The sequence below is a fragment of the Collinsella sp. CLA-ER-H8 genome (genome assembly GCF_040092335.1).
Lineage (GTDB): Bacteria > Actinomycetota > Coriobacteriia > Coriobacteriales > Coriobacteriaceae > Collinsella.
Map to the genome: position 1 here is coordinate 71,917 of NZ_JBBNLU010000002.1, position 25,507 is coordinate 97,423.

The following is a 25,507-nucleotide window of genomic DNA, read 5'->3' on the forward strand; positions in this document are numbered from 1 at the left end:
TCAAAGGCATCCCGCCACGCCCTTTGGGACTAAAACAAAAACTCAAAGCCCTGAGTTCGAAAATAGTTTTTGGAGTTGTCCCGACTTTTGTCACCGAAGCCGACGAAACGCGACAGGGCGTCACCTGGCGGCACTCGATTCGAGACGGCACCGAAAACTGGATGCAACCGGAATGACGGGACGGCAGAACCGAAGCCATCGAGTAGCGATAGAAAAAGGCCCGGGTGCCGTGGGGCATCCGGGCCTTTGCTAGCAACTTAACTGTTGCGGGCAGCTTAGAACTTGTGGCCACACTTCTTGCAGACGCGCAGCTTGTTCTTGCCGTCCTTCTCGTGACCGACGCGGGTAACCTTACCGCACTCGGGGCAAACGAGATTGACGTTGGAGGCATCGATGGGAGCCTCCTGCGAAACGATGCCGCCCTGCTGGTTGGCAGCGTTGGGCTTGACGGCCTTCTTGACGACCGAAACGCCCTCGACAACGACCTTGTTCTCGGCGGGGAGAGCACGCAGGACAACGCCCTGCTTGCCGCGATCCTTACCAGAGAGAACCTGGACCTTATCGCCCTTCTTGATATACATATATCTCCCCTAACTACAGGGTCTCGGGAGCGAGCGAGACGATCTTCATGTACTTCTTGTCACGAAGCTCGCGAGCGACGGGCCCGAAGATACGGGTGCCGACGGGCGAACCATCGTTGTTGATGACAACGCAGGCGTTCTCATCAAAGCGAATGTAGGAGCCATCCTTGCGGCGGATCTCCTTAACGGTGCGAACGACGACGCAACGGACAACGTCCTTCTTCTTGACGTTGGCGCCAGGGGTAGCCTCCTGGACAGCACCGATGAACACATCGCCGATGCCTGCATAACGACGCTTGGAACCGCCAAGCACCTTGATGCAGCGAATCTTGCGAGCGCCGGAGTTGTCGGCGACGTTCAGCATGGTTTGCATCTGAATCATGGTAGATGTTCCTCCGAACTAAGAACCGAAGAGAGGTGCGCAGCCTTTAGACGGCCTGTGGTATGCAAACCAGGCATACGCACATCTTCAGAAACGTACAAGTCGTAAGAGCGACTGCTTATTTAGCGCGCTCGACGACCTCGATGAGGCGCCAACGCTTCATCTTGGACATAGGACGGGTCTCCATAACGCGGACGGTATCGCCCACGCCAGCCGTGCACTCCTCGTCGTGAGCGTGCAGCTTCTTGGAGCTGGTCATCATCTTGCCGTACTTGGGGTGACGCTTGCGCTCGGTGATGGTGACAACAATGGTCTTGGCACCGGAGACGGAGGTAACGACACCCGTACGGACCTTACGCGAGTTACGCGAATCAGTCATGTTCTCTCCTTAGGTCCTACTCGGCGACAGCGGACTTCTCCGCTGCGATCTCGCGGGCGCGCTGCTCCGTGAGGACGCGAGCGATGTCCTTCTTCACGGTGTTGACGCGAGCGGTGTTGTCCAGCTGGCTGGTGGCCATCTGGAAACGAAGGTTAAAGAGCTCGGCGCGCATTTCCTTCAGCTTCTCAACGAGCTGAGCGTCCGAGAGCTCACGAATCTCTGCGGGCTTCATTAGTTCTCCTCCTTGGCGGCGGCGGCGTCCTCAGCAGCCCACTTGGCCTCGAGAGCGGCCTCCTCAGCCATCTCCTTCTCGATGCGCTGCTCAGCGTTCTTAGCAGCAACAATCTTGGTCTTGATGGGAAGCTTGTGCTGTGCAAGACGCAGAGCCTCGCGAGCGACCTCCTCGGGCACGCCCTTGACCTCGAACATGATGCGGCCGGGCTTGACGACGGCCACCCACTCCTCGGGGTTACCCTTACCAGAACCCATGCGAGTCTCGGCAGGCTTCTTGGTGATGGGCTTATCGGGGAAGATCGTGATGTAGACACGACCGCCACGCTTCATGTAGCGGGTCATGGCAATACGAGCGGCCTCGATCTGACGGTTGGTGATCCAATGGGCCTCGAGAGCCTGGATACCAAACTCGCCGAAATGCAGCTCGGTATTACCCTTGGCCTGGCCCTTCATGGAGCCACGCTGCACCTTGCGGTGAAGAATACGCTTAGGGGCAAGCACTACTGACCCCTCCTCTCGGAGTTACGACGACGAGGACGGGAAGAGCCCTCGAGTGCAGGGTTGGGAACAGGCTGGCCCGGGAGCTTCTCGCCCAGGTAGATCCAGACCTTCACGCCGCAGGCACCCATGGTGGTGCTGGCGACAGCCGTGCCGTAGTCGATCTTGGCACGGAGGGTGTGCAGAGGCACGCGACCCTCGCGGTACCACTCACGGCGGCCCATCTCGGCACCGCCGAGACGACCGGAGCACTGGATACGGATGCCCTTAGCGCCGGCCTTGCGGGCGGACTGGACAGCCTTGCGCATAGCGCGACGGAAGGCAACGCGGCCCTCGAGCTGCTCGGCGATAGACTGAGCAACGAGGTTGGCGTCGAGCTCGGGGCGCTTGATCTCGACAACGTCGACGGAGAGCTGGCCCTTGGAGACGCCAGCAACCTTCTCGAGCTCGGTGCGAAGGGTATCGATCTCGGCACCCTTCTTACCGATGACAACGCCGGGGCGAGCGGTGAGGATGATGACCTTCACCTTGTCACCAGCGCGCTCGATCTCGACGCGGGAGACAGCTGCGCGGGAAAGACGCTTCTCGAGGTACTTGCGGATCTCGAGATCGTTACCGAGGGTCTTAGCGTAATCCTTCTCTGCGAACCAGCGGGAGCGCCAGTTCTCGGTGATGCCAAGACGGAAGCCGGTGGGGTAGACTTTCTGACCCATACAGCTTTACGCCTCCTTTCGAGGAGCAACGACGACGGTGATGTGGGAAGTACGCTTCAGAATGCGAGAAGCGGAACCCTTGGCGCGGGGACGGATGCGCTTAAGCGTCGGACCCTCGTCAACATAGGCAGCGGCGACAACCAGGTTGTCGGCACGCAGACCGTTGTTGTTCTCGGCGTTCGCAACGGCGGAACGGAGAACCTTCTCGACATCCACGGCGACGGCGCGGTCGCAGAAGTGGAGGATGTCGAAGGCCTGAGCGACAGGCTTGCGGCGGATCAGATCGACCACCAGGCGGGCCTTGCTGGGGGAAACACGCACGTACTTAGCGACGGCGCGAACCTCGGTGGCCTCAGTTTCAATAGACTTAGTTGCCATTTACGGTTAACCCCCTATTTGGCCTTGTGGCCACGGAACGTACGAGTCGGCGCGAACTCGCCGAGCTTGTGACCAACCATGGACTCGGTAACATACACGGGCACATGCTTGCGGCCGTCGTGGACGGCGATGGTGTGACCAACCATCTCGGGGAAGATGGTGGACGCGCGGGACCAGGTCTTCACGACGTCCTTCTTGCCAGCCTCGTTCATCGCGGTGATACGCGAGAGAAGGCGAGTCTCCACGAACGGGCCCTTTTTGAGACTTCTGCTCATAAGTGCTTTCTCCTAAAACTCGGTATCCGAAATTACTTCTTACGGCGACGAATGATGTGCTGGTTCGAGACCTTCTTCTTCTTGCGCGTACGAAGGCCCTTCGTCGGCTTACCCCAGGGGGTAACAGAGGGACGACCAGAGGTGTGGTTCTTGCCCTCGCCACCGCCGTGCGGGTGGTCGACAGGGTTCATGACGGTACCGCGGACGGTCGGGCGCACGTTCATGTGACGCTTACGGCCGGCCTTGCCGATGACGATGTTGGAGTGATCGGCGTTGCCGACCTCACCGACGGTGGCGCGGCAGGTAACGAGGATGCGGCGCATCTCGGAGGAAGGCATACGGACGATAGCGTACTTGCCCTCCTTACCCATCAGCTGGCAGGAGTTACCGGCGGAACGGGCGATAGCAGCGCCCTTGCCCGGCTGGAACTCGACGGCGTGGATGAGCGTACCGACGGGGATGTCGGCGAGAGGCAGAGCGTTGCCCGGCTTGATGTCGGCGTCAGAACCGGACATGATGGTCTGACCGACCTCGAGGCCCTTGGGGGCCAGGATGTAGCGCTTCTCACCGTCAGCGTAGTGCAGCAGAGCGATGCGAGCGGAACGGTTCGGATCGTACTCGATCGTGGCAACCTTGGCGGGCACGCCGTCCTTGTTGCGCTTGAAGTCGATCACGCGGTAACGACGCTTCACGCCGCCGCCCTGGTGGCGGGTGGTGATGCGGCCGTTGTTGTTACGACCGGCCTTCTTGGGCAGGGGCTCGAGAAGAGACTTCTCGGGCTTGGTGCAGGTGATCTCGGAGAAGTCGGAGATCGTCTGCCAACGCCTACCAGCGGAGGTCGGCTTAAGGTGCTTTACAGCCATTACAATCCCTTTCAATAGGAATCCGTTAGCCATCACAGACAGGGATTCGAGGTTCTGCCTCGGGTGCGATGACACCGGACGTATACACGGTTCCGGGCGTGTCCATTTAATACGCCCAAAACCTTGAGCTCTCGCCTCCCCTATTTGGGAGGCATGAGCTCACTCAACAGCAGCGAGTCTTAGGCCTGGTTGCCAAAGACCTCGATGGTGTCGCCCTCGGCCAGCGTGACGATGGCCTTCTTCCAAGAACGGGTCTTGCCGGCGACATAGCGCACGCGCTTGGTCTTGGGCTTGACCGTCAGGGTGTTCACGCGAACGACCTTGACGCCGAAGATCTCCTCGACAGCGTCCTTGATCTGATACTTGTTAGCATCCTTGGCGACCTCGAACGTGTACTTGTTCAGCTCCATGCCGGAGAAGGAACGCTCGGACACGATCGGACGGATGATGATCTCGTGGGCGGTCATTTATGCAAGCACCTCCCCGAAGTGAGCGGCAATGTCGGCGGGCATCAGCACGGCGTTGTTGTTGACGAGATCGTAGGTGTTGGCCTCGTCGGCAGTGATGATGAACGTCTTGGGAATGTTGCGGAACGACAGGTAGGCGTTGACGTCCTCATCGCGAACGATGATGGTCAGACGCTTGCCCTCAAGGCCGAGAGCCTTGAGCATGGCAACGGCAGCCTTGGTGGAAGGCTTCTCGAAGCCGTAGTCGTCGACGAGCACGAGCTCGCCATCGGCCAGCTTGGCGGACAGCGCGGAGCGCATAGCCAGCTTGACCTCCTTGTTGTTCATACGCTTAGCGTAGGAACGGGGCTTGGGGGCGAAGACAACGCCACCGTGACGCCACTGGGCAGCACGGATGGAACCCTGGCGGGCACGGCCGGTGCCCTTCTGACGCCAAGGCTTCTTGCCGCCACCGGAAACCTCAGAGCGGCCCTTAGCGGACTGGGTGCCCTGACGCCAAGAGGCCATCTGGCACTTGACGATGTGGTGCATAACGTGGATGTTCGGCTCGATGCCGTACACCTCAGCGGCGAGCTCGGCCTCGGCGACCTTCTTGCCCTCGCTGTTCTTTACTTCAAACTTTGCCATTTAAGTGTTCTCCTTGGTATGACGCTGGGCTAAATGGGCTGGGCCCTTAGGCCATACGGATGGCGACGAGACCATTCTTGGCACCCGGGACAGCGCCCTTGACCAAGATGAGGTTCTGCTCGGCATCGATGCGGACAACGGAAAGGTTCTTGACGGTAACGCGCTCGTTACCCATGTGACCGGCCATCTTGACGCCCTTGAGGACGCGCGCAGGATAGGCGCACTGACCGATAGAACCGGGGTGACGCTGGAAGTGAGAACCATGCGTCATAGGACCGCGGCGCTGACCCCAGCGCTTGATGCGACCCTGGAAGCCCTTACCCTTGGAGGTACCGATGACGTCGACCTTCTCGACATCAGCGAAATCAGCGACGGTGACGACCTCGCCGACCTTGTGCTCCTCGCCGTTCTCGACGCGGACCTCACGAAGGAAGCGGACAGGCTCGACGCCAGCCTTGGCGAAGTGACCAGCCATGGGCTTGTTCACGTTCTTGGCCTTGATGTCGCCGAAACCAATCTGGACGGCGTCATAGCCGTCGGTTGCCTGAGTTTTAACCTGCGAGACAGCGCAGGGGCCAGCCTGGATGACCGTGACGGGAACGACGTTGTCGTCCTCGTCCCAAACCTGGGTCATGCCAATCTTGCGGCCGAGAATCATGCTGATCAAGATATGATCCCAACTCTCGCGTGGTCTTGGGACAATGCGTACACCACCGAGCGTACGCCCCTAGAGGACCACTACTTACACGACGTGCTCCCCAGCCTTGTATTGCGTCCGGACTACCTGACAACCCTATTAAGCAGGCATTTTGTCCAGCCAGAATACTCCCCTGGTTTCACACAGCTGTTTAGTATACACGGCTGCGGGCGTATCCATCGAGATTCATATTTCACTCACATTGTTTACGCAGGTAAAGTGCGTGGCACGTTCCCAGTGTGCGGCGGAGGGGGCGGGCCTGAGACATATTAAGGTTGCTGCTCTACAGTCCTGCTCACGACGGAGAGCACATTAAGTGCTCTCCTGTTCGTGCGGAACTCGCGACAACCTTAATATGTCTCAGGCCCGCCCCCTCCGCCGCACACTGGGAACGCCACGTTGATGTCTGCTAAACCTTGCTCGCTCAGGCTAATGACTTTGTTGGGGGTCCACTATTTGCTGGAGGGTGAACTTGCATCGCATTGGCTCGCCTTCTGCTTGTGGCTTTGCCTCATCGAAATCGAAGATCATGATGGCGCAGTTGGGGAGTTTTGTTGGGAGCTTGAAGCCCTCTGGGGCTGCAGCTTTGATGAATTGGCGGCTGGCACTGCCGTGGCTTACTGCTAAGAGGGTTTCGATACCATCGGCGCCCATGAGATTGGTGAGGGTGTCTACCATGCGTTCTTGCAGCGCGCGGCTTCCTTCTCCTCCAAAGGGGACCAGGTCCTCGCCCGGATCCCAGACGTCGGTGGGTAGCGCGTCGTGGGGACCTTCTTCGAAGGAGCCGTAGCAGCGCTCGATGATGCCTTCACGGGGCTCGACGGCAGCGTCCGGGCCGAGGAGTTCGGTAGCAACGAGCTGAGCTGTGTCCATGGCTCGGCCTAAGGGCGAAGAGACCACTTTATCGGGGACGACACCGTGGCCCTTGAGCCACGCAGCTGCCATTCCCGCTTGTTTGCGGCCCAGATCGGTCAACGGTGAATCGCAGCGGCCCTGGACCAGCTTTTTGACGTTGAACTCCGTCTGGCCGTGGCGGAGTAGATATAGACGCTTCATGCTCTCCCCTTCTGTATAACTTGCTTTACCGGCGCAGCCCTACTCGTGGGTATGGCCTACGTAGTCTTCGTCAATCGTAATCTTGGCAATCGACTTGGGGTATTCCGATTCGACTCGTTGTGCCAGCGCGTGCTTTACGTCTTCAGCACTCATCTGCAGATCCGAGGGGCGCACGCAGTCAAAGATCACGTTGGTGTGCGTGGGACCCGGCACGCAGCGAAGGTCGTGAATCGAAAGGCGGCTATCGATCTCCTGAGCCATTGCGTTGATACGCAGGCGCATGCTCGCCACCTTTGGATCGTCGGTCACGATGGGATCGTAGTGAAGCGTGACAATCATGCCGTCTTCGTTCCTAAACGCCTGCTCGATATTGTCGAGCGTGTCGTGACTTTCCAGCGGGCTGGCTTCGGCTGCCATCTCGGCGTGAGCGCTTGCAAACTTCCTGCCCGGGCCGTAGTCATGAACCATCAAATCGTGAACGCCCAAAACGCCGGGGTAGCTCATGATCTTGTCTCGAATGCGCTTGACCAACTTAGGATCGGGCGTCTGGCCCAAAAGCGGGCTCACCGTATCTTGGATAAGCTCAAAGCCGCTCCAGCCAATATAGGCGCCAACGGCAAGGCCGACCCAAGCGTCAAGGTTGATGCCCGTCACCTGCGAAACAATTGCGCACGCCAGCACGGCGCCCGTGGCAAGGACATCGTTCTTGGAATCTAGCGCGGTCGCATGCAGCGTCTCGGACTCAATGCGATCGCCGAGCTTTTGGTTGAGGGCCGCCATCCAGAGCTTTACGACCATCGAAAGCACTAGAACTGCCACCAGGGCAAGCGAGAACTCGACAGGTTCGGGGTGGATGACGCGCTCAACCGAGGACTTCACCAGCTCAACGCCAATCAGCAGCACGAGTGCCGCCACGACCAATCCCGAGAGATACTCGTAGCGACCGTGGCCGTAAGGATGCTCGGGGTCGGCCGGCTTGCTCGCCAGCTTAAAGCCCAGCACGCTCACGATATTCGAGCTGGCATCGGACAGGTTGTTCATGGCATCCGCCACAATCGAAACCGATCCCGACAGCACGCCAATTGCGCCCTTCGCAGCACAAAGCGCAACATTGGCGACAATACACACCATGCCCGCTAACGTGCCCACACGCGCACGATCGCCCTGCGCGCGCTTAACTATCCACTCGACCATCTGCATCCGCCCCCACGGTACTACCTATATATCTATTGCTCAAACGGATTGTAGTGTAGCCACTTTGTCCTCAAGATACAAAAAGGCCGCAGCCCACACGGGCCACGGCCTTGGAATGTGACAAAGGAATCGTCCTTTTGTCGCACAGGTTTATGCGCTTACTTCAGCAGCGCTCGCCACCGTTTCGGGCGAATCGGCTCCGTTCCCCGTCGCCTGTCCCTTCGCCGGCACCACGCCAAAGCAGTAGCTCAGCGCCGCAGACACCGCAAATGCCGTGCCACCGGCAACGCAGCACCACAGTAGGTTCGAAATGCCGCCCGTGGCAAAGCCAATGACCATGAGGACATTCGTCATGCCGATGGTATAGGCCGTAACGTGGCCCACGGCCGCAACAAGGCCTCCGACGGCGCCGCCAATGGCCATGCACGTCAGGCACCTGCCATATTTAAAGCCGCAACCGTACAGCGCAGGCTCGCTTACGCCGCCAAGAACACCCGAGATCGAATAGCCCAGCATGAGCGTCTTCTCGTCCTTATCCGCAACGCGGAGCGACGCGCCAAAGGGCATGCCCCAAACGGCAAACGTTGCCATCGTCGCGGCGATCAGGATGCACGAATCCGTTCCCACACTCATAAACTGCGCATAGGCGAGCGATAGGACAACGTTGCTGACGCCCGCGATCTTAAGGAACTCCCAGCCCGCGGCAAGCCCCATGAGTGTGAGCAACGATACGATGCCACCGGAATTGCCAAGCATAAACATAAGCTGGCCCAACAGCATGCCCAAATAGCTGCCCGCCGGCGCCGTAATACACAGCGAAACCGGAACCATGACAAGCATGGTCGCAAACGGAACAAACGAAAACGCCACGGCCTTAGGGATAACGCGCTGAAAGAAACACTCCACTTGCCAAAGCACGGGTACCGAGATGAGAACCGGAATAACAGTCGTCGTGTAATCGTTGACCGGCGCGGGAAGCAGGCCATACACGGAAGTCATCGATGCCCCCGTCGTCGATGCGGCATCGACGAGCTTAAGCAGATCGGGCGCAATCAATACGCCGCCCAGCATCATGCCCAGCTGCTCCGAGCAACCGAGCTGGCGAGCGGCCGCCCAACCAAGATAAACGGGCAAGAAGTAGTAGCCGGCGTTATAGAGCCAACTGTAGAACAGGCGATAGATATCGGAATCGGCAGACCACAGGCCCAGCATGCCTTCGCCCATAATGACGGCGACGGTGCGGAACAACGCCGCGCAGACAATAAACGGCAGCGCCGACATCATGCTTTTGGACAGATAATCCACCACAGCCATGGCGTTTGATGAAACCGACGTTGTAAACGAGGTGTTAGAAACTTGTAGCATGGAACGCCTTTCCCAATATGACATGCGGGCTGTCCCTTTGTCACATCGTGCGGTACTGACCGATTGCGCGGTACTTTTCGTAGCGGAGGTTTGTGAGGGTCGCGTCGTCGAGCTGCCCAAGCGTATCGAAGGCATCAAATGCCGAGGACATGACGGCACCGGCGATCTCCTCATGCGACAGGCCCCTATCGTCAACAATGCCGTCGATGATGCCGAGCGCCAACAGATCGGGGGCCGTGAGCTTAAGCGCCTCGGCGGCCTCATTCGCGCGCTCGGTATCCTTCCACAGGATCGACGCACAGGCCTCGGGGCTCACGACCGAATAGGCCGAGCTCGAGAGCATCAGGATGCGGTCGGCCACGGACAGCGCCAGCGCGCCACCAGAGCCGCCCTCGCCTGTCACCACCGAGACAATCGGCGTTTTGAGGCCGCTCATCTCCATGAGATTCTGGGCAATCGCCTCGCCCTGGCCGCGCTCCTCGGCACCGATGCCGCAAAACGCGCCCGAAGTATCGACCAGACACAGAACCGGTCGACCAAACTTTTCGGCCTGGCGCATAAGGCGACGCGCTTTGCGGTAGCCCTCGGGATGTGCCATACCAAAGTTGCGACGCATGCGCTCTTTGGTCGTGGTGCCGCGCTCGATGGCGATGACCGTTACGGGGCGTCCGTCTTTCCAGCCAATGCCAGCCACCACAGCAGCGTCGTCGCCAAAGTAGCGGTCGCCGTGCAGCTCCACAAATCCATCCAGGCCCAGCGAGATCATCTCGCCTGCCGTGGCGCGATCTGCCGAGCGGGTCTGCTTGACAATCTCGAGCGCCGTTTTTGGTGCGGTCGAGCGCTTGAACAAGTGTCCCAGCTTTTTGCCGCGACGACCCGTATGCACGATCTCATGCGGTGCCCCCAGGCCGGGCGCGTGCCCTTCGTGCAGTGCCAGCAGCTCGCCTACCGTGAGCGCAATCTCGCCACGCGGAACAACGGCATCGCAAAAGCCGTGCTCCAGCAAAAACTCGGAGCGCTGGAATCCCTTGGGCAGGCGCTTGTGCATGTTCTGCTCGATCACGCGCGGGCCGGCAAATGCCGTCAGGGCATCGGGCTCGGCCAGGATAATATCGCCCTCCATGGCAAAGCTCGCGGTTACGCCTCCGGTCGTGGGATCAGTGAGCACCGTGATATACAGGCCGCCCACCTCGCTATGGCGCCTAACCGCCGCAGAAATCTTGGCCATCTGCATAAGCGATGTCACGCCCTCTTGCATGCGTGCACCGCCCGAAACGGTAAAGCCGACAACTGGCAATCCAAGCTCGGTCGCTCGCTCAAATGTGCGACAGATCTTCTCGCCCACCACGGAACCCATCGAGCCCATCATAAAGTTGGCGTCCATAAAGAAGAGCGCGGTATCGCAACCGCATATTTTGCCCCTGCCGCACACAACGGCGTCGCGCTCGCCCGAACGCTCGCACACGCTCTTAAGCTTGTCGGCATAGCCGGGAAACGAGAGGAAGTCCTCCGACGCCAGATTGGCATCCCATTCCTCAAACGTGCCCTCGTCGACCGTCATGCGCATGCGCGCGCGACCGCTCACGCGAAAGTGTTTGCCGCAACGAGGACAGACCTCGAGGTTGTCGTGTAGGCGTGCCTCATCGATCACACGGCGGCACTCCGGGCACTTGATAAACACGTGGCGCGCGGGAAACTCGGCGCACGACTCGGTTATCGGCCCCTCAAGGACATTGACCGTCTTCGCTTTTCTATTCATCAGCATAGAGATGCCCCATCAGATCGGTGTGATACATGCCCGACAAGAACTCGTCGTTTGCCAGCACGTCGAGCTGAAGCTCGCTGTTTTCGCTCACGCCCTCAATCACGAGCTCGCCCAAAGCCGAGCGCATCTTGCGAATAGCGCCGTCACGCGTGGGCGCACACACGATGAGCTTGCCGAGCATAGAGTCGTAGTACGGCGGAACTTTCGCACCGGTAAACATGGCGGAATCCCAGCGCACGCGCGGACCACCCGGCACACGCAACGCGGTGACCGTTCCGCATGACGGCAGAAAGTCCGGCGTTTCGGCATTGATGCGGCACTCCATGGCGTGGTTGCGGACCGGCATGTCCTCCTGCTCAAAGGGCAGAGGCTGGCCGGCTGCCACGCGCAGCTGCCACTTGACCAAGTCGGTATCGGTCACAAACTCCGTAACCGGATGCTCCACCTGCAAGCGCGTGTTCATTTCCATAAAGTAGAAATTGCCGTCGTCCGAATACAGGAACTCGATGGTACCGGCTCCTTCGTAGCCGACGGCACGAGCCAGGTCACGCGCTGCCTTGTGCATGCGAGCACGAATGTCGTCGTGTCCGTCGAGGCACGGCGCGGGGCTCTCCTCGATTAGCTTTTGGTTGCGCCGCTGCACCGAGCACTCGCGCTCGCCGAGCGAAAACACATGGCCCTGCTTATCGGCCATAATCTGTACCTCAACGTGATGCGCCGGCGCGACGAACTTCTCCATGTAGCACTCGCCGTCGCCAAAAACGGCCTCACCCTCGGCACGTGCTTCAATAAAGGCCTTTGCCGCGTCTTCCACGCGCTCGACCTTGCGAATGCCGCGACCGCCACCACCTGCACGCGCCTTAATAAGCACGGGGCAGCCAATGCGCTCGGCCTCGGCCGTTGCCTCCTCGGGGCTTTTGAGCAAATCGCAGCCCGGCACGATGGGTACGCCCGCCGCGGCAGCCGTTCGACGCGCGGCGTCCTTGTCGCCCATGCTGTCGATCACCTCGGCCGAGGGACCGACAAACGCCAGGCCATACTTGTCGCAGTCGCGTACGAAGCTCGCCTTCTCGGAGAAAAAGCCATAGCCGGGATGAATTGCCTTAGCTCCTGACTTTACGGCACAGGTGAGCACGGCATCGTCGTTGAGGTAGCTCTCGGCAAGACGCGGGCCGCCGATGCAATATGCCTCATCGGCAAGCTGTACGTGCAGCGCGTCCGCATCGGCCGTGGAATAAACGGCGACGGTCTTGATGCCCATATCGCGGCACGCGCGGATAACACGGATCGCGACCTCGCCGCGGTTGGCGATGAGCACTTTGTCGAACATGAAGCCTTCCTTAACTTTCGTGCATGAGTGCAAAAGACATATCGGCGCGGCAGCAAACCTCACCGTTAACGCTCGCAGTACCTGTCGCAAAGCGGAACGGCCCGCGCGCACGCGTGATGGAGCACACCAGATCCACCGTGTCGCCCGGGCGCACCGGACGCTTAAAGCGCACCTTGTCCAGACTCGTGTAGAACGGCGTCGCGCCGCGCGCCTCCTCATCGCCCATCAGCAGCACGCAGCAGTTCTGGGCGAGCATCTCGCACTGAATCACGCCGGGGACCACCGGGTTTCCCGGAAAATGCCCCTGCAAAAAGTACTCGTCGCCCGTAATCGTGATCTTGCCGTGGGCCTCGTCGCCCACCAGCTCGGCTTCGTCAAGCAAAAGCATCGGCTCGCGATGCGGCAACAGCTTCTTGAGCTCTTCTTTGTTCATGGATATCACCTATCCGATTCTCATGAGGCAGCTACCAAACTCCACGAGGTCGCCGTCGGCCACGCAGATCTCGAGCACCTCGCCATCCGCCTCGGCCGTCACCTCGTTGAGAACCTTCATGGCCTCGATGATGCAGAGCGTCTCGCCGGCCTTGACCTTAGAGCCCACGTGCACAAACGGCTCGTCGCCCGGCGCCGGGGCAGCATAGAAAACGCCGACCATGGGAGCGGTCACCTCGGTGCCCTTGGGCTCCGGTGCGGCGGCAGGTGTCTGCGCGGCGGGCTCCGGTGCGGCAGGCGCGACTGTGGGAGCTGCAACTGGAGCGGCCATAGCGCTCGGCATGGGCATGGGCACGGCAACCGGCTGTACGGCGCTCGCGCGCTCGAGTTCGACCGCGGTGCCATCGGGCTCCTCAACGCGTACGCGCGTGAGGCCGCGGTCCTCCATAACATCGGCTATCTCGGCAAGTCTTTTGGAATCCATGCTCTAGCTCCTCGTATATCTACGCAGCGCGATGGCGGCGTTGTGTCCGCCAAAGCCCAGGTTGGTCGAAAGCGCCCAGGTAAGGTCGGCGCGAACCGCGCGATTGGGCGTGTAGTCAAGATCGCAGGCGGGATCGGGCGTGTGGTAGTTAATGGTCGGCGGCACCACGCCCTGCTCGAGCGCCATGGCGCAGGCCATGACCTCGATGGCGCCCGTGGCACCGATCATGTGGCCGGTCATCGACTTAGTCGACGAGACGTGCGCGGCGCGCGCCGCGTCCTCGCCGAGCGCACGCTTAATGCCCGCCGTCTCGGACGAATCGTTGAGCTTGGTCGATGTGCCGTGGGCATTGATGTAGAGACCCTCGGAAGGCTTGACGTCGCCCTCGGTCACCGCCAGCGATATCGCGCGGGCAATGCCGGCAGCCTCGGGATCAGGACTCGTGATGTGATAGGCATCATCGGTGTTGCCGTAGCCCACGACCTCGGCATAAATGTGCGCACCGCGCGCCTGCGCATGTTCCATGCTCTCGAGCACGAGCACGCAGGCGCCCTCGCCCATCACAAAGCCGTCGCGGTCTGCATCGAACGGACGGCAGGCCGTCGCGGGATCGGGGTTGGTGGTCAATGCGCGGCAGGACGTAAAGCCCGCAACGGCATCGGGGATAATTGCAGCCTCGGCGCCGCCCGCGAGGATCGCGTCGGCATAGCCGTGCTTGATGGCGCGGAACGCCTCGCCCACCGCATGGGCCGAGGTTGCGCACGCGGTCACCACGGGCAGGGTCGGGCCCTTTGCCTTGTGGCGGATTGCGATATTGCCCGATGCCATGTTGGGGATCATCATCGCGATCATATAGGGCGATGCGCGGCGGGGCCCACGGTCGGCAATCGTATGGACGTTGTCGACGAGCGTCGTCATGCCGCCCACGCCCGAGCCCACGTAGACGCCCAGGCGCTCGCGATCGATGGCGCCTTCGACATCAAAGCCCGCATCGCGCATGGCTTCGTCCGAAGCCGCCATCGCAAACTGAACGCAGGGGTCCAGATGCTTTGCATCACGCTTGCCAAAGTACTCGTTGCCGTCAAAGCCCTTGACCTCGGCTGCCACCTTGACGGCAAACGCATCGGTATCGAAGTGCGTGATCGGGCCGATGCCGCACGTGCCGGCGCACATGGCCGCCCAGGTGGCAAGCGCGGTGTTGCCGAGCGGCGACACGGCACCGATACCGGTGATTGCAACTCTCTGTTCCATCATGGTCTCCTCATCCAAGCCGTTCTTCGGCCCTGATTTCTACATCGCCATTCCGCCGTCGACGCGTATGACTTCGCCCGTAATGTAGGCAGCCGCATCGCTCGCTAAAAAGCGCACCACGCCGGCCACTTCCTCGGGTTGCGCCATACGCTTAAGGGGAATCTGGTCCTCGGTGGCCGCACGCACCTTCTCAGAGAGCTTTGCCGTCATATCGGTCTCGACAAACCCGGGGGCGACCGCGTTCACTCGTACGCCGCGGGGCGCAAGCTCGCGCGCCACCGCCTTGGTCAGACCGATCACGCCCGCCTTGGAGGCAGCATAGTTGGCTTGCCCGGCATTGCCCATCAGGCCCACGACCGAGCTCATGTTGACGACGCAACCGCCGCGCTGGCGCATAAAGGTCTTGGTGAGCGCGCGCGTCATGTTAAACGTTCCTTTAAGATTGACATCGAGCACGCAATCGAAGGCGTCATCGCCCATGCGCATGAGCAGGCCATCGCGGGTGATGCCAGCGTTGTTGACGAGCGCCCAAATGGAGCCAAAGTCGTTGAGGACCGCTTCCACGCACGCGTTGACGGCAGCGGGGTCGGCCACGTCACATTGATATGAGCGCGCCGTGGCGCCAGCCGCCTCGCAGGCGTCGCACGTCTCGCGCGCCGCATCGACGCTGCCGGCATAGACGACGGCGATATCGTAGCCATCCTCCGCCAGACCGATAGCGCAGGCGCGGCCGATACCCCGCGAGCCGCCCGTGACCAGTGCCACGCGACGTGAGTCGTTGCGCTCGAGCGCGCCATTGTTCAAGTTGCCCATGTCATTCCTTTCGGGTTACAGCCCTGTGGACTATGCGAGCTCGTCGGCAATAGCTGCGACCTGCTCGGCCGTCTCGCACGAATACACACGAACGTCGCTCAACGTACGCTTGATCAGGCCGGACAGCGTTTTGCCGGGGCCGACCTCAATAAATGTGTCGATGCCTTGATCCTGCAGAGCATGCAGCGTATCGACCCAGCGCACGGCATTGCTCACCTGATTGGCCAAGACATCCGATGCCGTCTGGGGGTCCGCCGGATAGGGCGCCGCTGTCATATTTGCCATAACAGGAATCAGCAACGGGGACGGCGCGTGACCGGCCTCAATATATGCGGCAAGGCCACAGGTCGCCTCGGCCATATAGGGGCTATGAAATGCACCCGACACCGCGACCTTCATGGCGCGGCCGCCAGCCTCTTTTACTAGGACGTCGAGGGTCTGCAGCGCATCGGGCGCTCCGGCCACAACCGTCTGCTGGGGACTGTTGTAGTTGACCGGCCAGCAGTCCTCGCCGGCCTGCGCAGCCAGGTTCTCGACTTGCGCAGCATCAAGTTTGATGACGGCGCGCATGCCGCCAGGGTGACGCTCGGCCGCCGTGGCCATCAATGCCGCGCGCTCACACACGAGCTCAAAACCCGCTCGCGTATCGAATGCCCCCGCAAAGCTGAGTGCAGCGACCTCGCCCAGCGAGAATCCCGCACAGGCGGCAGGCACCACGCCGCGCTCGCGCAGGGCGACGGCGACAGCCAAGTCGTGCACGAACACGCAAGGCTGCGTGTTCTCGGTCTGCGAGAGCTCCTCCTTGGAGGCGCTCCGGCACTGCTCGCTCGTCCCCGGGCGCACCTCGTCGGCAATGGTGAACACCTCGGCGGCCGCCGGCGATGTCTCGATCAGGTCGACGCCCATCGCGGGGTGTTGGGCACCCTGGCCGGCAAACAGAAACGCTACGCTACCCATGCGGACGCACCCTTCAGGACGCGCTCGGCGCCATCGACCAGATCGTCAACGATTTCGCGTGCGCTCTGGCGCTCGCTAACCATGCCGGCAATCTGTCCACACAAAAACGAACCCTCTTCGTAGTTGCCGTCCTTGGCGGCCTTACGCAGCGCACCGGTTCCCATAGCACCGAGCTCCTCGGCACTCGCGCCGGAACCCTCGCTCTTGGCATAGGCGTTGGTGAAGGGGCTCTTGAGGGCGCGCACTGGATGTCCCGTCGAGCGACCGGTCGCACGCGTTGAAGTGTCGTTGGCCTTCAGGACCATCTCTTTGTACTGCTCCGAGACGGTGCACTCGTCTGCGACCAGAAAGCGCGTACCCACTTGCACGCCTTCGGCGCCCAGCATAAAGGCGGCCGCCACGCCGCGGCCGTCGGCAATACCGCCGGCGGCCACGACGGGAATGTCAACCGCATCGACGACCTGCGGCACCAGTGCCATCGTCGAGGTCTCGCCAATATGGCCGCCCGATTCGGTACCCTCGGCAACAACCGCCGTGGCTCCACGACGTGCCACGAGGCGCGCCAGCGCCACCGAGGCAACGACCGGGATGACCTTGATGCCCGCCTCGTTCCACGCCTTCATGTACTTGGTGGGATTGCCGGCGCCCGTCACGACGACCGGCACTCGCTCGTCAATCACGACCTGTGCAACCTCGTCGGCGAACGGGCTCATGAGCATGACGTTGACGCCAAAGGGCTTATCCGTCCTGGCGCGCAGCTCGTGAATCTGGTCGCGCAGCCAGTTGGCGTCGGCGTTCATGGCCGCAATGATGCCTAAGCCACCCGCCTCGGACACTGCGGACGCCAGCGAGGCATCGGCAATCCAGGCCATACCGCCCTGGAACACGGGCTTTTCGATGCCGAGCAGATCGCAGAGAGGAGTCTTGAGCATCTCTACTTCTCCAATGCCGCCTCGACCGTATCGGCGAACTCGCCGACCGTCTTGGGGTTCTCCTCGGTATCGAGCTGGATGCCAAACTCGTCCTCGACGGCGACGAGGATCTCGACGGTGCCCAGGCTGTCGAGATCAATCTCCTCGAGCGTGGACTCGGGCTTCATCTCAACGTCGTCAAGACCAGCGGTCTCGCGGATAACGTCGCAAACGCGCTCGAAGGTCTTCTGATCTGCCATGGTAGTTCTCCTTTGGTTGTGCCCTAGGGCGTTTTTATTTCCTATGTGCGACTACTTCCAACGAAGCAGATAGCCACCTATATCCAGACCGGCGCCAAATCCAACCAAGGCGATCGTGTCGCCCGTGTGAAGTGCACCGGCGTTTGCCAGCCGGTCGAGGGCAAGCGGAATGCATGCGCTCGAAATATTGCCGGTCTCGCGCAACGTGCGAACCACACGCTCGTCCGGCACGCCCAGACGCTTGACCGCCTGGCTCAGGATTCGTTCGTTAGCCTGATGGAATACAAAATGATCGATGTCTTCGACCAAAATGCTCGCATCGATCGCAAGCTTATGGACCGTGTCACAGATGGCGTTGACGCCGAACTTGAACACGCGGCGGCCATTCATGGATAGCACGCTCGCGCTATCTGCGGAAGCCTTAAACGGCGAGGTACCGACCAGACCGGGAACGCGCAACGTCTCGACGTCGGGCGCCGTCGAAAGCTCAACGGCAAGGGGGTTGTCTCCCCCAGCTTCAATCACTGCGGCGCCTGCCCCATCGCCAAAGAGCACGCACGTGGCACGGTCGGTCCACTCGAGCGCGCGCGTCATCTGCTCGGCAGCAACAACAAGCACGCGCTCGGCACGGCTGCGGGCGATATAGCCCTCGGCGACATCGAGCGCAAATACGAAGCCGGCACAAGCCGCCGAGACATCGAAGGCAGGGCACGTCGCGCCTAGTCGCTCAGCAACGGCACACGCCTCGGCGGGAACAAGGTGGTCACCCGTCGTCGTCGAGCAGACGATCAGATCCAGCTGGCTCGCGTCGATTCCGGACACCTGGAGTGCCCGCTCGCTCGCCGCTACGGCAAGGTCGTCGAGTGACTCGGTGGTGCAGACGTGGCGGCTCTTGATACCTGTGCGGGTAAAAATCCACTCATCCGAGGTATCGAGGAACTCAGACAGCTCGTCATTGGAAACACTGCGTTCAGGAAGCGCCGAGCCTGTTCCAAGAATCGTGAAACCCATCACTAACCTCCTTTGAGTTGTTGACGTGTTTACATCGACCAAGAGAGGATAACGCATTTTTGTCGTTGTTGATGTGTTAACATTAAATTGTCCAAATGCGACAAAGGCTTCACATTGTGTTTATCTCTCGACACCATTGCGCGATTGCCTTATTAACTTAGGAGGTAGCTGCCGTTTTGGATGCCAAATTAACGATAGTCGACGTAACCGGATCGACCAACGATGACCTGCTCGAAGCAGGAAAACAGGGAGCGCCGCACGGCACAGGACTTGCCGCCCGCGCGCAAACGGCAGGACGCGGCCGGCGCGGCCACAAGTGGGATTCAACCGCCGGCAACCTATTGCTTTCGATTGTCCTGCGTCCATGCGTTAATCCCGCAAAGTACTCTGGTCTTGCCGCCGTCAGCGGCCTAGCGGTGCTCGAAGCACTCGAAAAGCAAGGCCTTGCAAGCGAAATAGCCCTCAAGTGGCCCAACGACCTGGTCGCGCGAGGACGCAAGCTCGGCGGCATTCTGGTCGAGGCCGCACGCGATAACGAAGGCAAACCTTTCGCCGTCTGCGGCATTGGTGTCAACGTAAACTACACGCCCCAAGAGGTGCCCGATGGCGGCCTGGCGGCAATTGGCCTCGCGGACCTCAACGAGAGCTTTCCCGCCCTCGACATGCTCCTCGATGAGGTCTATCACGCAGTTATAGACGCTGTAGATACCTGGGCAGAGCGCCTCAACGCCATGGAAGAAAACGCCGGACCGCTCGCGCCCGTCCACGACGAATATGTCGCACACCTCAATTGGATTGGGGAGCACGTTATCGCCCGCTCCCCCGCTGGAGACGAGCTGGCACGCGGCATATTTAGAACGGTCGACGATTGCGGCCGCGCAAGCATTGAGACCGAGAGCGGCTTGTGCGTCTTCCACTTCGAAGAAGCGTCCTTGCGCCCCCTGAGCGAATAGGGCGCCGCAGCCATCAGCTCGGCAGACGAATTCGCTATCCCAAAATCTAAACTCAAAACAAAAGAGCCCCGCTACCAAGATGGCAGCGGGGCTCTATAAGCTATGAGCGATATCGCTTAGAGCTTGATGTCGATGTCGACGCCAGCGGGGAGGTCGAGACGCATGAGCGAATCAACGGTGCCCGAGGTGGGGTCGAGGATGTCGATGAGGCGCTTGTGGGTGCGCATCTCGAACTGCTCACGGGAGTCCTTGTTCACGTGCGGCGAGCGGATAACCGTGTACAGGTTGCGCTCGGTGGGCAGGGGGACAGGACCGGAAACGCGAGCGCCCGTCTTCTGAGCGGTCTCGACGATGAGCTTCGCGGACTGATCGACGACCTCGTGATCATAGCCCTTGAGGCGAATGCGGATCTTCTGGGTAGCCAACTTAAACCTCCAAAGAGTGCGAGAGATGTTCTCGCGGATTACGTAACAGGGAGCTCGAACTTAGGCGTTCTTGCTCATGACCTCGTCCACGATGGACTTGGGCGCGGGCTCATAAGAGTCGAACTGCATCGTGTAGGATGCACGGCCCTGGGTCTGGGAGCGAAGGTCGGTAGCGTAACCGAACATCTCGCCCAGCGGCACCTTGGCACGGATGAGCTTGCTGTTCTTGCGATCCTCCATGCCCTCGATCTTGCCACGGCGACCGGAGAGGTTGCCCATAACGTCGCCCATGTACTGCTCAGGGGTCTCGACCTCGACAGCCATGATCGGCTCGAGCAGCTGCGGATCGGACTTCTTGAGGGCGTCCTTGATAGCCATGGAACCGGCGATCTTGAAGGCGGCCTCGGAGGAGTCGACCTCGTGGTAAGAACCGTCGAACAGGGTGACCTTAACGTCGAGGACCGGGAAGCCGGCGATAACACCGGTGTTCAGGGCCTCCTGGATGCCCTTGTCGATGGACGGGATGTACTCCTTGGGCACGACGCCGCCGACGATAGCGTTGACGAACTCGTAGCCGAAGCCCTCCTCCATCTTCTCGAGCTTGATGACGGCGTGGCCATACTGACCGCGACCGCCGGACTGACGGACGAACTTGCCCTCAGCCTTCTCGACGTCGTGACCAGCGGTCTCGCGGTAGGCAACCTGGGGCTTACCAACGTTAGCGTCAACCTTGAACTCGCGGAGCAGACGGTCGACGATGATCTCGAGGTGCAGCTCGCCCATGCCGGCGATGATGGTCTGGCCGGTCTCGTGGTTGGTGGACACCTGGAAGGTCGGGTCCTCCTCGGCGAGCTTGGTCAGAGCCAGGGACATCTTGTCCTGCTCGGCCTTGGTCTTGGGCTCGATGGCAACGTCGATAACGGGCTTAGCGAACTCGATCTTCTCGAGGACGATTTCCTTGCCCTCTTCGCACAGGGTGTCACCGGTGGTGGAGTTCTTGAAGCCGACGCAAGCGACGATGTCGCCGGCGGCGGCGTCGTCACGGTCGATACGCTCGGCGGCGTTCATCTCGAGGATGCGGCCGAGGCGCTCGCGCTGACCGTTGGAAGCGTTGACCACATAGGAGCCGGACTCGGCGCGGCCGGAGTAAACGCGGACATAGGTGAGCTTACCGACGAACGGGTCGGTCATGATCTTGAAGACCAGGCCGGAGAAGGGCTCGTCGAAGGAAGGATGACGCTGAATCTCCTCGCCGGTGTCCGGATCGGTACCGGTGACGGCCTCGACGTCGAGCGGGCTGGGCAGGTAGTCGACGACAGCGTCGAGCAGCTCCTGAACGCCCTTGTTCTTGTAGGCGGAACCCACGAAGACGAGGTTGAGCTCGTTGGCCAGAACGCCCTTGCGCAGAGCAGCCTTGAGCTCCTCGACGGTGAAGTCCTCCTCCATGAGAATCTTCTCCATGAGCTCGTCGTCAAAGCTGGCAGCAGCGTCGAGGAGCTCCTCGCGCTTGGTGGCAGCGATGTCGGCAAACTCAGCCGGGATCTCGTCCATCGGCTCGGGGTAGGTCATGCCCTTCTCGTCGGCCTTGAAGTCCCATGCAGTCATGGTGACCAGGTCGATGACGCCCCAGAAGTTGTCCTCGGCGCCCATCGGGACCTGAGCGGCCACGGCGTTAGCGTCGAGACGATCCTTCATGGTCTCGATAGCGTTGAAGAAGTCAGCGCCCACGCGGTCATACTTGTTGATGAAGGCGATGCGGGGGACGTTGAAGGTAGAAGCCTGACGCCAAACGGTCTCAGACTGGGGCTGAACGCCGGCAACGGCGTCGAAGACGGCGACAGCGCCATCGAGGACGCGCAGGCAGCGCTCGACCTCGGCGGTGAAGTCAACGTGGCCCGGGGTGTCGATGATCTGGATGCGGTAGTCCTTACCGTCCTTGTTCCAGAAGCACGTGGTAGCAGCGGAGGTAATGGTTACGCCGCGCTCCTGCTCCTGAACCATCCAGTCCATGGTGGCAGCGCCCTCATGGACCTCACCGATCTTGTGGGTCTTACCGGTGTAGTAAAGAATACGCTCGGTCGTGGTGGTCTTACCGGCATCGATGTGGGCCATGATGCCGATGTTACGGGTATCGGAAAGCTTGTACTTAGGCTTAGCCATGTTAGTTCCTTACCTTAACTTACCAACGATAGTGAGAGAACGCGCGGTTGGCCTCGGCCATCTTGAAGACGTCCTCACGCTTCTTGACGGAAGCGCCCAGGCCGTTGGAAGCGTCGAGGATCTCGTTGGCGAGACGCTCGGCCATGGTCTTCTCCTTACGAGCGCGGGAGAAGTTGACGATCCAGCGGATACCCAGAGCGGTGGAACGACGGGAGTTGACCTCCATCGGGACCTGATAGGTAGCGCCACCGACACGCTTGGGCTTAACCTCGAGCGTGGGCTTGACGTTGTCCATAGCCTTCTTGAAGGTAGCGAGAGCGTCGCCACCCTCGGACTTCTCGGCAACGATCTCGAAAGCGGTGTAAACGATGCGCTCAGCGGTGGCCTTCTTGCCGTCAAGAAGGACCTTGTTGATGAGCTGAGTCACCAGGCGGTTGTTGTAAACGGCGTCAGGCTGAACCTCACGACGATTAGCTGCTGCACGACGCGGCATGTGAAATCTCCTTAAGTGTCTACCGTGCGGCGCTTAGGCGGCACACGGCGAAAGTATCAAAACGTTATCTGGCTTATTTAGCCTTGGGGCGCTTAGCACCGTACTTGGAACGGGCCTGCATACGGTTCTGGACCGGAGCAGCGTCGTAGGCGCCACGGATGACGTGATAACGGACACCAGGGAGGTCACGGACACGACCGCCGCGGACGAGCACGATGGAGTGCTCCTGCAGGTTGTGGCCCTCACCCGGGATGTAAGCAGTAACTTCGATGCCGTTGACGAGGCGAACACGGGCAACCTTACGAAGAGCCGAGTTCGGCTTCTTGGGGCTCGTGGTGAAGACGCGGGTGCACACGCCGCGCTTCTGGGAGTTGTGCTGCAGGGCAGCGTTCTTGGACTTCTTGGGCACGGAACGACGGCCCTGGCGAACCAGCTGGTTAATAGTAGGCAAAGCGTACTCCTTCTCGAATGATTCCAGCTTTCTGTAAAGTGCAACGGCTTGAATCGAGGGGTCAGCATCCCCCTACGAAACACGCAGTTCGATAGGATACGTGGCGTTAGCTGTGTCGTCAACAGACCACGCCGCCGGGCGTATCCTAAAATACCCACATTTCCGCAAAGCCTACACAAAAGGAATCCCCTTCTGTGCGCGTGGGCGGATTCCCGGGCCGGGCGGCACAGGGGTTAAGTTTGCTGCTCTACAGTCCTGGCTCGCACGGAGGCCACATTAAGTGGCCTCCGGCTCGTGCGGAACTCGCGACAAACTTAACCCCTGTGCCGCCCGGCCCGGGAATCCGACGTGCTCGTCGGGGCAACGTTCCCTGCCAAAAAGGGACAGGTTTATTTTGGTCGGTTTTATCTGGGAAAACGCCACTCTTCACGGTGATTCGTATCCATTTGCTACGTTCTTCCGAGAATCAGACGAATAACGTCCAATCCACTCGTCCATATAACGCTAAAAAGGCCGCTTCCCCCCCTTGGGAAGCGGCCCAGACTTTACGAATAAACGATGGTAAAGGGTACTTCTGTTTCGGTCTCTCCTGTTGATGTGTACCTCGTGCCCTCAAGGGTTACCGAGACCACTTGATCGACATTGATCAGTTTTGTCGGCACCGAGATGTTCTCTCCGCTATTGCGCGTCAGCGAGACATAGAAATTGTACGCGCCCGCAGCATCGTCTTCGATAATCTGCTCCGATCCATCCTTGTAGGTAACGGTCAACTTTTTCGTGACTGCGTCAATGCCCAGATCATCGATGTGTGTCTGGATGGAAAACGGGCTGATCTCGAGAGGCAAGTCATCGGAGCGGAGTTCCTTTGTATCGACGTACGCTCCAACGCTAAACTCGGGCGTCGATGCCTCGAACGGCTTCGCGTCCTCGCCTTCGCCCTCGGTCCACGAGATATTCCAGCTGACCGCATGTCGTAAATCTCGATCGCGATTCCAAGATGCAAAGTACATCGTGCCGTTAATGACCGTGTCGCTTGATGTGTCTTTATCAATGGTGCAGCGTGTGTCAGCCCATTCCTCGCCGAAGTTCATGCTGGGCGTGCCGATGCCTTGTTCTTCTTCACCATAGAGAACAAGTTCGCCCGTCTCTGCTGCCGGCTTGTAGTAGTTAACGCCATCTGGATTGGACAGCGTAAACGTCACGGCACCGCAACCGTTTTTATCGATAGCCATCTCATGGATATCAAGCGTATAGCCGTTACCCTCGACGGACAGATTAACCTTCTGGACTGTGCCCTCCAGGCTTTGGGGCGCAATGCCGTCACCAAACTCTCTGGTGTAGGTGTATTTAGCCCCCGATGAGCCGCCATTGGTCCAGGTAATGGAATCCCCATTGCCGTGGTTTCCCCAGGCTGAGGCAAAATAGCTGGAATTGATAACTGCGTAGGCGACCCCTCCGGTCGCCAACACTCCGACAAGACACCCGATTACGGCAACATAGAGAGGCTTCGCGTGGCCCTTTCGATGAAGCGGCTCACCCGCAGCAGTATTAAGGACGCGATCTGCAAGATTGCTATCGGCTTGGATGGACTCGAAGGCCTGCTTGATTTGATTGGATTTCACGGTCGCCCTCCTCTAGGATGAACTTGAGCTTCGGCCTGCCGCGAGCCAAACGCGTTCGAACGGTCGCGGCTGGTACATGCAACAACTCGGCAATCTCTGAGGTCGAAAAGCCCAGATAGTAATAGAGCACGATGGGAACGCGGAATCGCTCCGGAAGTCGCATAACGTCTGACAGGACCGCCTTGGTCTCATCCTGCGCCGCCGAAAGCGAATCGGCCAGGTTCTCAATATCCTCCACACGCCTCCATGGCTTTCGAAAGAGCGATTTACATTCATTGATCGTGACCCGGATAAGCCATCGACGAAGATGTTCCCAACTTTCAAAATGTCCATCGCTTTTAAGCAGCTTAAGAAAGACATCCTGGGCAACATCGTCGGCGTCGGCACGATCGCGCAGGTACGTCAATGCGATTCGAAACACAACATCACGGTGATCCTCGACCGCCTGTCTAAATGCTTGTTCTTCCATAATCACCTCCC

31 protein-coding genes and 1 pseudogene are annotated in these 25,507 nt (G+C 60.1%); 1 reads left to right on the plus strand and 31 read right to left on the minus strand.

Annotated elements, in window-relative coordinates:
• Positions 1 to 275: 275 nt before the first annotated feature.
• The 25 genes and pseudogenes from rplX to AAAX72_RS01700 all read right to left on the minus strand — a co-directional run bounded on the left by rplX (position 276) and on the right by AAAX72_RS01700 (position 18,923).
• Positions 276 to 581 carry a 50S ribosomal protein L24 gene (gene rplX, locus AAAX72_RS01580; RefSeq protein WP_006235043.1) on the minus strand — a complete coding sequence of 102 codons (306 nt, stop codon included), beginning with the start codon at positions 579 to 581 and terminating at the stop codon, positions 276 to 278.
• 13 nt (positions 582 to 594) lie between these two features.
• Positions 595 to 963 (minus strand): 50S ribosomal protein L14, encoded by a 369-nt coding sequence (gene rplN, locus AAAX72_RS01585; protein ID WP_006235041.1) that lies wholly within the window; start codon positions 961 to 963, stop codon positions 595 to 597.
• Between the two features lie 118 nt (positions 964 to 1,081).
• Positions 1,082 to 1,342 (minus strand): 30S ribosomal protein S17, encoded by a 261-nt coding sequence (gene rpsQ / locus AAAX72_RS01590; protein WP_006235040.1) that lies wholly within the window; start codon positions 1,340 to 1,342, stop codon positions 1,082 to 1,084.
• 16 nt (positions 1,343 to 1,358) lie between these two features.
• Complete coding sequence (gene rpmC / locus AAAX72_RS01595) at positions 1,359 to 1,574, minus strand: 50S ribosomal protein L29 (protein ID WP_006235039.1); 216 nt, start codon at positions 1,572 to 1,574, stop codon at positions 1,359 to 1,361.
• A gap of 107 nt (positions 1,575 to 1,681) precedes the next feature.
• A pseudogene (gene rplP, locus AAAX72_RS01600) lies at positions 1,682 to 2,077 on the minus strand (50S ribosomal protein L16); the annotation flags it as partial.
• Entirely contained in the window at positions 2,077 to 2,787 is a 711-nt protein-coding gene (gene rpsC / locus AAAX72_RS01605; RefSeq protein WP_006235037.1) for a 30S ribosomal protein S3, read from the minus strand. The pseudogene rplP and the gene rpsC, both read right to left, overlap by 1 nt.
• 6 nt (positions 2,788 to 2,793) lie before the next feature.
• The gene (rplV, locus tag AAAX72_RS01610) at positions 2,794 to 3,165 is read right to left on the minus strand and encodes a 50S ribosomal protein L22 (protein ID WP_006235036.1); all 372 of its coding nucleotides are present in this window, start codon (positions 3,163 to 3,165) and stop codon (positions 2,794 to 2,796) included.
• A gap of 14 nt (positions 3,166 to 3,179) precedes the next feature.
• The gene (gene rpsS, locus AAAX72_RS01615; protein ID WP_006235035.1) at positions 3,180 to 3,440 is read right to left on the minus strand and encodes a 30S ribosomal protein S19; all 261 of its coding nucleotides are present in this window, start codon (positions 3,438 to 3,440) and stop codon (positions 3,180 to 3,182) included.
• A 32-nt stretch (positions 3,441 to 3,472) separates the two neighbouring features.
• Positions 3,473 to 4,303, minus strand: a complete 831-nt coding sequence (gene rplB, locus AAAX72_RS01620) for a 50S ribosomal protein L2 (RefSeq protein WP_022094198.1) — start codon at positions 4,301 to 4,303, stop codon at positions 3,473 to 3,475.
• Positions 4,304 to 4,482: 179 nt separating this feature from the next.
• The gene (gene rplW, locus AAAX72_RS01625; RefSeq protein ID WP_022094197.1) at positions 4,483 to 4,770 is read right to left on the minus strand and encodes a 50S ribosomal protein L23; all 288 of its coding nucleotides are present in this window, start codon (positions 4,768 to 4,770) and stop codon (positions 4,483 to 4,485) included.
• Positions 4,771 to 5,397: a 50S ribosomal protein L4 gene (gene rplD, locus AAAX72_RS01630; RefSeq protein ID WP_006235032.1), complete on the minus strand. Its 627-nt coding sequence runs from the start codon at positions 5,395 to 5,397 to the stop codon at positions 4,771 to 4,773.
• Between the two features lie 46 nt (positions 5,398 to 5,443).
• Entirely contained in the window at positions 5,444 to 6,064 is a 621-nt protein-coding gene (gene rplC, locus AAAX72_RS01635; protein ID WP_035137484.1) for a 50S ribosomal protein L3, read from the minus strand.
• Between the two features lie 459 nt (positions 6,065 to 6,523).
• Positions 6,524 to 7,150, minus strand: coding sequence for a histidine phosphatase family protein (locus tag AAAX72_RS01640; RefSeq protein ID WP_349128745.1), 627 nt, complete (start codon positions 7,148 to 7,150; stop codon positions 6,524 to 6,526).
• A gap of 39 nt (positions 7,151 to 7,189) precedes the next feature.
• Positions 7,190 to 8,344: a cation diffusion facilitator family transporter gene (locus AAAX72_RS01645; protein ID WP_349128746.1), complete on the minus strand. Its 1,155-nt coding sequence runs from the start codon at positions 8,342 to 8,344 to the stop codon at positions 7,190 to 7,192.
• A 150-nt stretch (positions 8,345 to 8,494) separates the two neighbouring features.
• Positions 8,495 to 9,709: a hypothetical protein gene (locus tag AAAX72_RS01650; protein ID WP_349128748.1), complete on the minus strand. Its 1,215-nt coding sequence runs from the start codon at positions 9,707 to 9,709 to the stop codon at positions 8,495 to 8,497.
• A 40-nt stretch (positions 9,710 to 9,749) separates the two neighbouring features.
• Positions 9,750 to 11,468, minus strand: a complete 1,719-nt coding sequence (gene accD / locus AAAX72_RS01655; RefSeq protein ID WP_349128750.1) for an acetyl-CoA carboxylase, carboxyltransferase subunit beta — start codon at positions 11,466 to 11,468, stop codon at positions 9,750 to 9,752.
• Positions 11,461 to 12,804, minus strand: coding sequence for an acetyl-CoA carboxylase biotin carboxylase subunit (locus tag AAAX72_RS01660; protein ID WP_349128752.1), 1,344 nt, complete (start codon positions 12,802 to 12,804; stop codon positions 11,461 to 11,463). Before AAAX72_RS01660 ends, accD begins: the two co-directional genes overlap by 8 nt.
• A gap of 10 nt (positions 12,805 to 12,814) precedes the next feature.
• Positions 12,815 to 13,237 (minus strand): 3-hydroxyacyl-ACP dehydratase FabZ, encoded by a 423-nt coding sequence (gene fabZ, locus AAAX72_RS01665; protein ID WP_099432064.1) that lies wholly within the window; start codon positions 13,235 to 13,237, stop codon positions 12,815 to 12,817.
• 9 nt (positions 13,238 to 13,246) lie between these two features.
• Complete coding sequence (accB, locus tag AAAX72_RS01670; RefSeq protein ID WP_349128753.1) at positions 13,247 to 13,720, minus strand: acetyl-CoA carboxylase biotin carboxyl carrier protein; 474 nt, start codon at positions 13,718 to 13,720, stop codon at positions 13,247 to 13,249.
• A 3-nt stretch (positions 13,721 to 13,723) separates the two neighbouring features.
• Positions 13,724 to 14,971, minus strand: coding sequence for a beta-ketoacyl-ACP synthase II (fabF, locus tag AAAX72_RS01675; RefSeq protein ID WP_349128755.1), 1,248 nt, complete (start codon positions 14,969 to 14,971; stop codon positions 13,724 to 13,726).
• 39 nt (positions 14,972 to 15,010) lie between these two features.
• Positions 15,011 to 15,784, minus strand: a complete 774-nt coding sequence (gene fabG / locus AAAX72_RS01680; RefSeq protein WP_349128757.1) for a 3-oxoacyl-[acyl-carrier-protein] reductase — start codon at positions 15,782 to 15,784, stop codon at positions 15,011 to 15,013.
• Between the two features lie 30 nt (positions 15,785 to 15,814).
• Complete coding sequence (locus tag AAAX72_RS01685; protein ID WP_349128758.1) at positions 15,815 to 16,741, minus strand: ACP S-malonyltransferase; 927 nt, start codon at positions 16,739 to 16,741, stop codon at positions 15,815 to 15,817.
• The gene (fabK, locus tag AAAX72_RS01690) at positions 16,729 to 17,673 is read right to left on the minus strand and encodes an enoyl-[acyl-carrier-protein] reductase FabK (protein WP_349128760.1); all 945 of its coding nucleotides are present in this window, start codon (positions 17,671 to 17,673) and stop codon (positions 16,729 to 16,731) included. The genes AAAX72_RS01685 and fabK overlap by 13 nt, the downstream gene beginning before the upstream one ends.
• 2 nt (positions 17,674 to 17,675) lie before the next feature.
• Positions 17,676 to 17,912 (minus strand): acyl carrier protein, encoded by a 237-nt coding sequence (locus AAAX72_RS01695; protein ID WP_349128761.1) that lies wholly within the window; start codon positions 17,910 to 17,912, stop codon positions 17,676 to 17,678.
• A gap of 51 nt (positions 17,913 to 17,963) precedes the next feature.
• Entirely contained in the window at positions 17,964 to 18,923 is a 960-nt protein-coding gene (locus AAAX72_RS01700; protein WP_055309399.1) for a beta-ketoacyl-ACP synthase III, read from the minus strand.
• A 176-nt stretch (positions 18,924 to 19,099) separates the two neighbouring features.
• Here AAAX72_RS01700 and AAAX72_RS01705 point away from each other — a divergent pair, with 176 nt between their 5' ends.
• Complete coding sequence (locus AAAX72_RS01705) at positions 19,100 to 19,876, plus strand: biotin--[acetyl-CoA-carboxylase] ligase (RefSeq protein ID WP_349128762.1); 777 nt, start codon at positions 19,100 to 19,102, stop codon at positions 19,874 to 19,876.
• 116 nt (positions 19,877 to 19,992) lie between these two features.
• On the opposite strand, the gene rpsJ is transcribed toward AAAX72_RS01705, so the two are convergent.
• From rpsJ to AAAX72_RS01735, 6 genes are all read right to left on the minus strand, one after another.
• A complete protein-coding gene (gene rpsJ, locus AAAX72_RS01710) occupies positions 19,993 to 20,301 on the minus strand; it encodes a 30S ribosomal protein S10 (RefSeq protein ID WP_022094184.1) in 309 nt (102 codons plus the stop codon).
• A 60-nt stretch (positions 20,302 to 20,361) separates the two neighbouring features.
• Positions 20,362 to 22,461 carry an elongation factor G gene (gene fusA / locus AAAX72_RS01715; RefSeq protein ID WP_152067423.1) on the minus strand — a complete coding sequence of 700 codons (2,100 nt, stop codon included), beginning with the start codon at positions 22,459 to 22,461 and terminating at the stop codon, positions 20,362 to 20,364.
• A 19-nt stretch (positions 22,462 to 22,480) separates the two neighbouring features.
• Entirely contained in the window at positions 22,481 to 22,954 is a 474-nt protein-coding gene (gene rpsG / locus AAAX72_RS01720; protein ID WP_006235013.1) for a 30S ribosomal protein S7, read from the minus strand.
• A gap of 73 nt (positions 22,955 to 23,027) precedes the next feature.
• A complete protein-coding gene (rpsL, locus tag AAAX72_RS01725) occupies positions 23,028 to 23,405 on the minus strand; it encodes a 30S ribosomal protein S12 (RefSeq protein ID WP_006235012.1) in 378 nt (125 codons plus the stop codon).
• Positions 23,406 to 23,950: 545 nt separating this feature from the next.
• Positions 23,951 to 25,027 (minus strand): DUF4179 domain-containing protein, encoded by a 1,077-nt coding sequence (locus tag AAAX72_RS01730; RefSeq protein WP_349128764.1) that lies wholly within the window; start codon positions 25,025 to 25,027, stop codon positions 23,951 to 23,953.
• The gene (locus AAAX72_RS01735; protein WP_349128765.1) at positions 24,978 to 25,496 is read right to left on the minus strand and encodes an RNA polymerase sigma factor; all 519 of its coding nucleotides are present in this window, start codon (positions 25,494 to 25,496) and stop codon (positions 24,978 to 24,980) included. The genes AAAX72_RS01730 and AAAX72_RS01735 overlap by 50 nt, the downstream gene beginning before the upstream one ends.
• Positions 25,497 to 25,507: the final 11 nt, after the last annotated feature.

Bases quoted from the DNA above. Each gene is read 5' to 3' on its own strand.
- rplX (WP_006235043.1), bottom strand. From the start codon at position 581: ATGTATATCAAGAAGGGCGATAAGGTCCAGGTTCTCTCTGGTAAGGAT.
- rplN (WP_006235041.1), bottom strand. From the start codon at position 963: ATGATTCAGATGCAAACCATGCTGAACGTCGCCGACAACTCCGGCGCT.
- rpsQ (WP_006235040.1), bottom strand. From the start codon at position 1,342: ATGACTGATTCGCGTAACTCGCGTAAGGTCCGTACGGGTGTCGTTACC.
- rpmC (WP_006235039.1), bottom strand. From the start codon at position 1,574: ATGAAGCCCGCAGAGATTCGTGAGCTCTCGGACGCTCAGCTCGTTGAG.
- rpsC (WP_006235037.1), bottom strand. From the start codon at position 2,787: ATGGGTCAGAAAGTCTACCCCACCGGCTTCCGTCTTGGCATCACCGAG.
- rplV (WP_006235036.1), bottom strand. From the start codon at position 3,165: ATGGCAACTAAGTCTATTGAAACTGAGGCCACCGAGGTTCGCGCCGTC.
- rpsS (WP_006235035.1), bottom strand. From the start codon at position 3,440: ATGAGCAGAAGTCTCAAAAAGGGCCCGTTCGTGGAGACTCGCCTTCTC.
- rplB (WP_022094198.1), bottom strand. From the start codon at position 4,303: ATGGCTGTAAAGCACCTTAAGCCGACCTCCGCTGGTAGGCGTTGGCAG.
- rplW (WP_022094197.1), bottom strand. From the start codon at position 4,770: ATGACCGCCCACGAGATCATCATCCGTCCGATCGTGTCCGAGCGTTCC.
- rplD (WP_006235032.1), bottom strand. From the start codon at position 5,397: ATGGCAAAGTTTGAAGTAAAGAACAGCGAGGGCAAGAAGGTCGCCGAG.
- AAAX72_RS01640 (WP_349128745.1), bottom strand. From the start codon at position 7,150: ATGAAGCGTCTATATCTACTCCGCCACGGCCAGACGGAGTTCAACGTC.
- AAAX72_RS01645 (WP_349128746.1), bottom strand. From the start codon at position 8,344: ATGGTCGAGTGGATAGTTAAGCGCGCGCAGGGCGATCGTGCGCGTGTG.
- AAAX72_RS01650 (WP_349128748.1), bottom strand. From the start codon at position 9,709: ATGCTACAAGTTTCTAACACCTCGTTTACAACGTCGGTTTCATCAAAC.
- accD (WP_349128750.1), bottom strand. From the start codon at position 11,468: ATGAATAGAAAAGCGAAGACGGTCAATGTCCTTGAGGGGCCGATAACC.
- AAAX72_RS01660 (WP_349128752.1), bottom strand. From the start codon at position 12,804: ATGTTCGACAAAGTGCTCATCGCCAACCGCGGCGAGGTCGCGATCCGT.
- fabZ (WP_099432064.1), bottom strand. From the start codon at position 13,237: ATGAACAAAGAAGAGCTCAAGAAGCTGTTGCCGCATCGCGAGCCGATG.
- accB (WP_349128753.1), bottom strand. From the start codon at position 13,720: ATGGATTCCAAAAGACTTGCCGAGATAGCCGATGTTATGGAGGACCGC.
- fabF (WP_349128755.1), bottom strand. From the start codon at position 14,971: ATGGAACAGAGAGTTGCAATCACCGGTATCGGTGCCGTGTCGCCGCTC.
- fabG (WP_349128757.1), bottom strand. From the start codon at position 15,784: ATGGGCAACTTGAACAATGGCGCGCTCGAGCGCAACGACTCACGTCGC.
- AAAX72_RS01685 (WP_349128758.1), bottom strand. From the start codon at position 16,741: ATGGGTAGCGTAGCGTTTCTGTTTGCCGGCCAGGGTGCCCAACACCCC.
- fabK (WP_349128760.1), bottom strand. From the start codon at position 17,673: ATGCTCAAGACTCCTCTCTGCGATCTGCTCGGCATCGAAAAGCCCGTG.
- AAAX72_RS01695 (WP_349128761.1), bottom strand. From the start codon at position 17,912: ATGGCAGATCAGAAGACCTTCGAGCGCGTTTGCGACGTTATCCGCGAG.
- AAAX72_RS01700 (WP_055309399.1), bottom strand. From the start codon at position 18,923: ATGGGTTTCACGATTCTTGGAACAGGCTCGGCGCTTCCTGAACGCAGT.
- fusA (WP_152067423.1), bottom strand. From the start codon at position 22,461: ATGGCTAAGCCTAAGTACAAGCTTTCCGATACCCGTAACATCGGCATC.
- rpsG (WP_006235013.1), bottom strand. From the start codon at position 22,954: ATGCCGCGTCGTGCAGCAGCTAATCGTCGTGAGGTTCAGCCTGACGCC.
- AAAX72_RS01735 (WP_349128765.1), bottom strand. From the start codon at position 25,496: ATGGAAGAACAAGCATTTAGACAGGCGGTCGAGGATCACCGTGATGTT.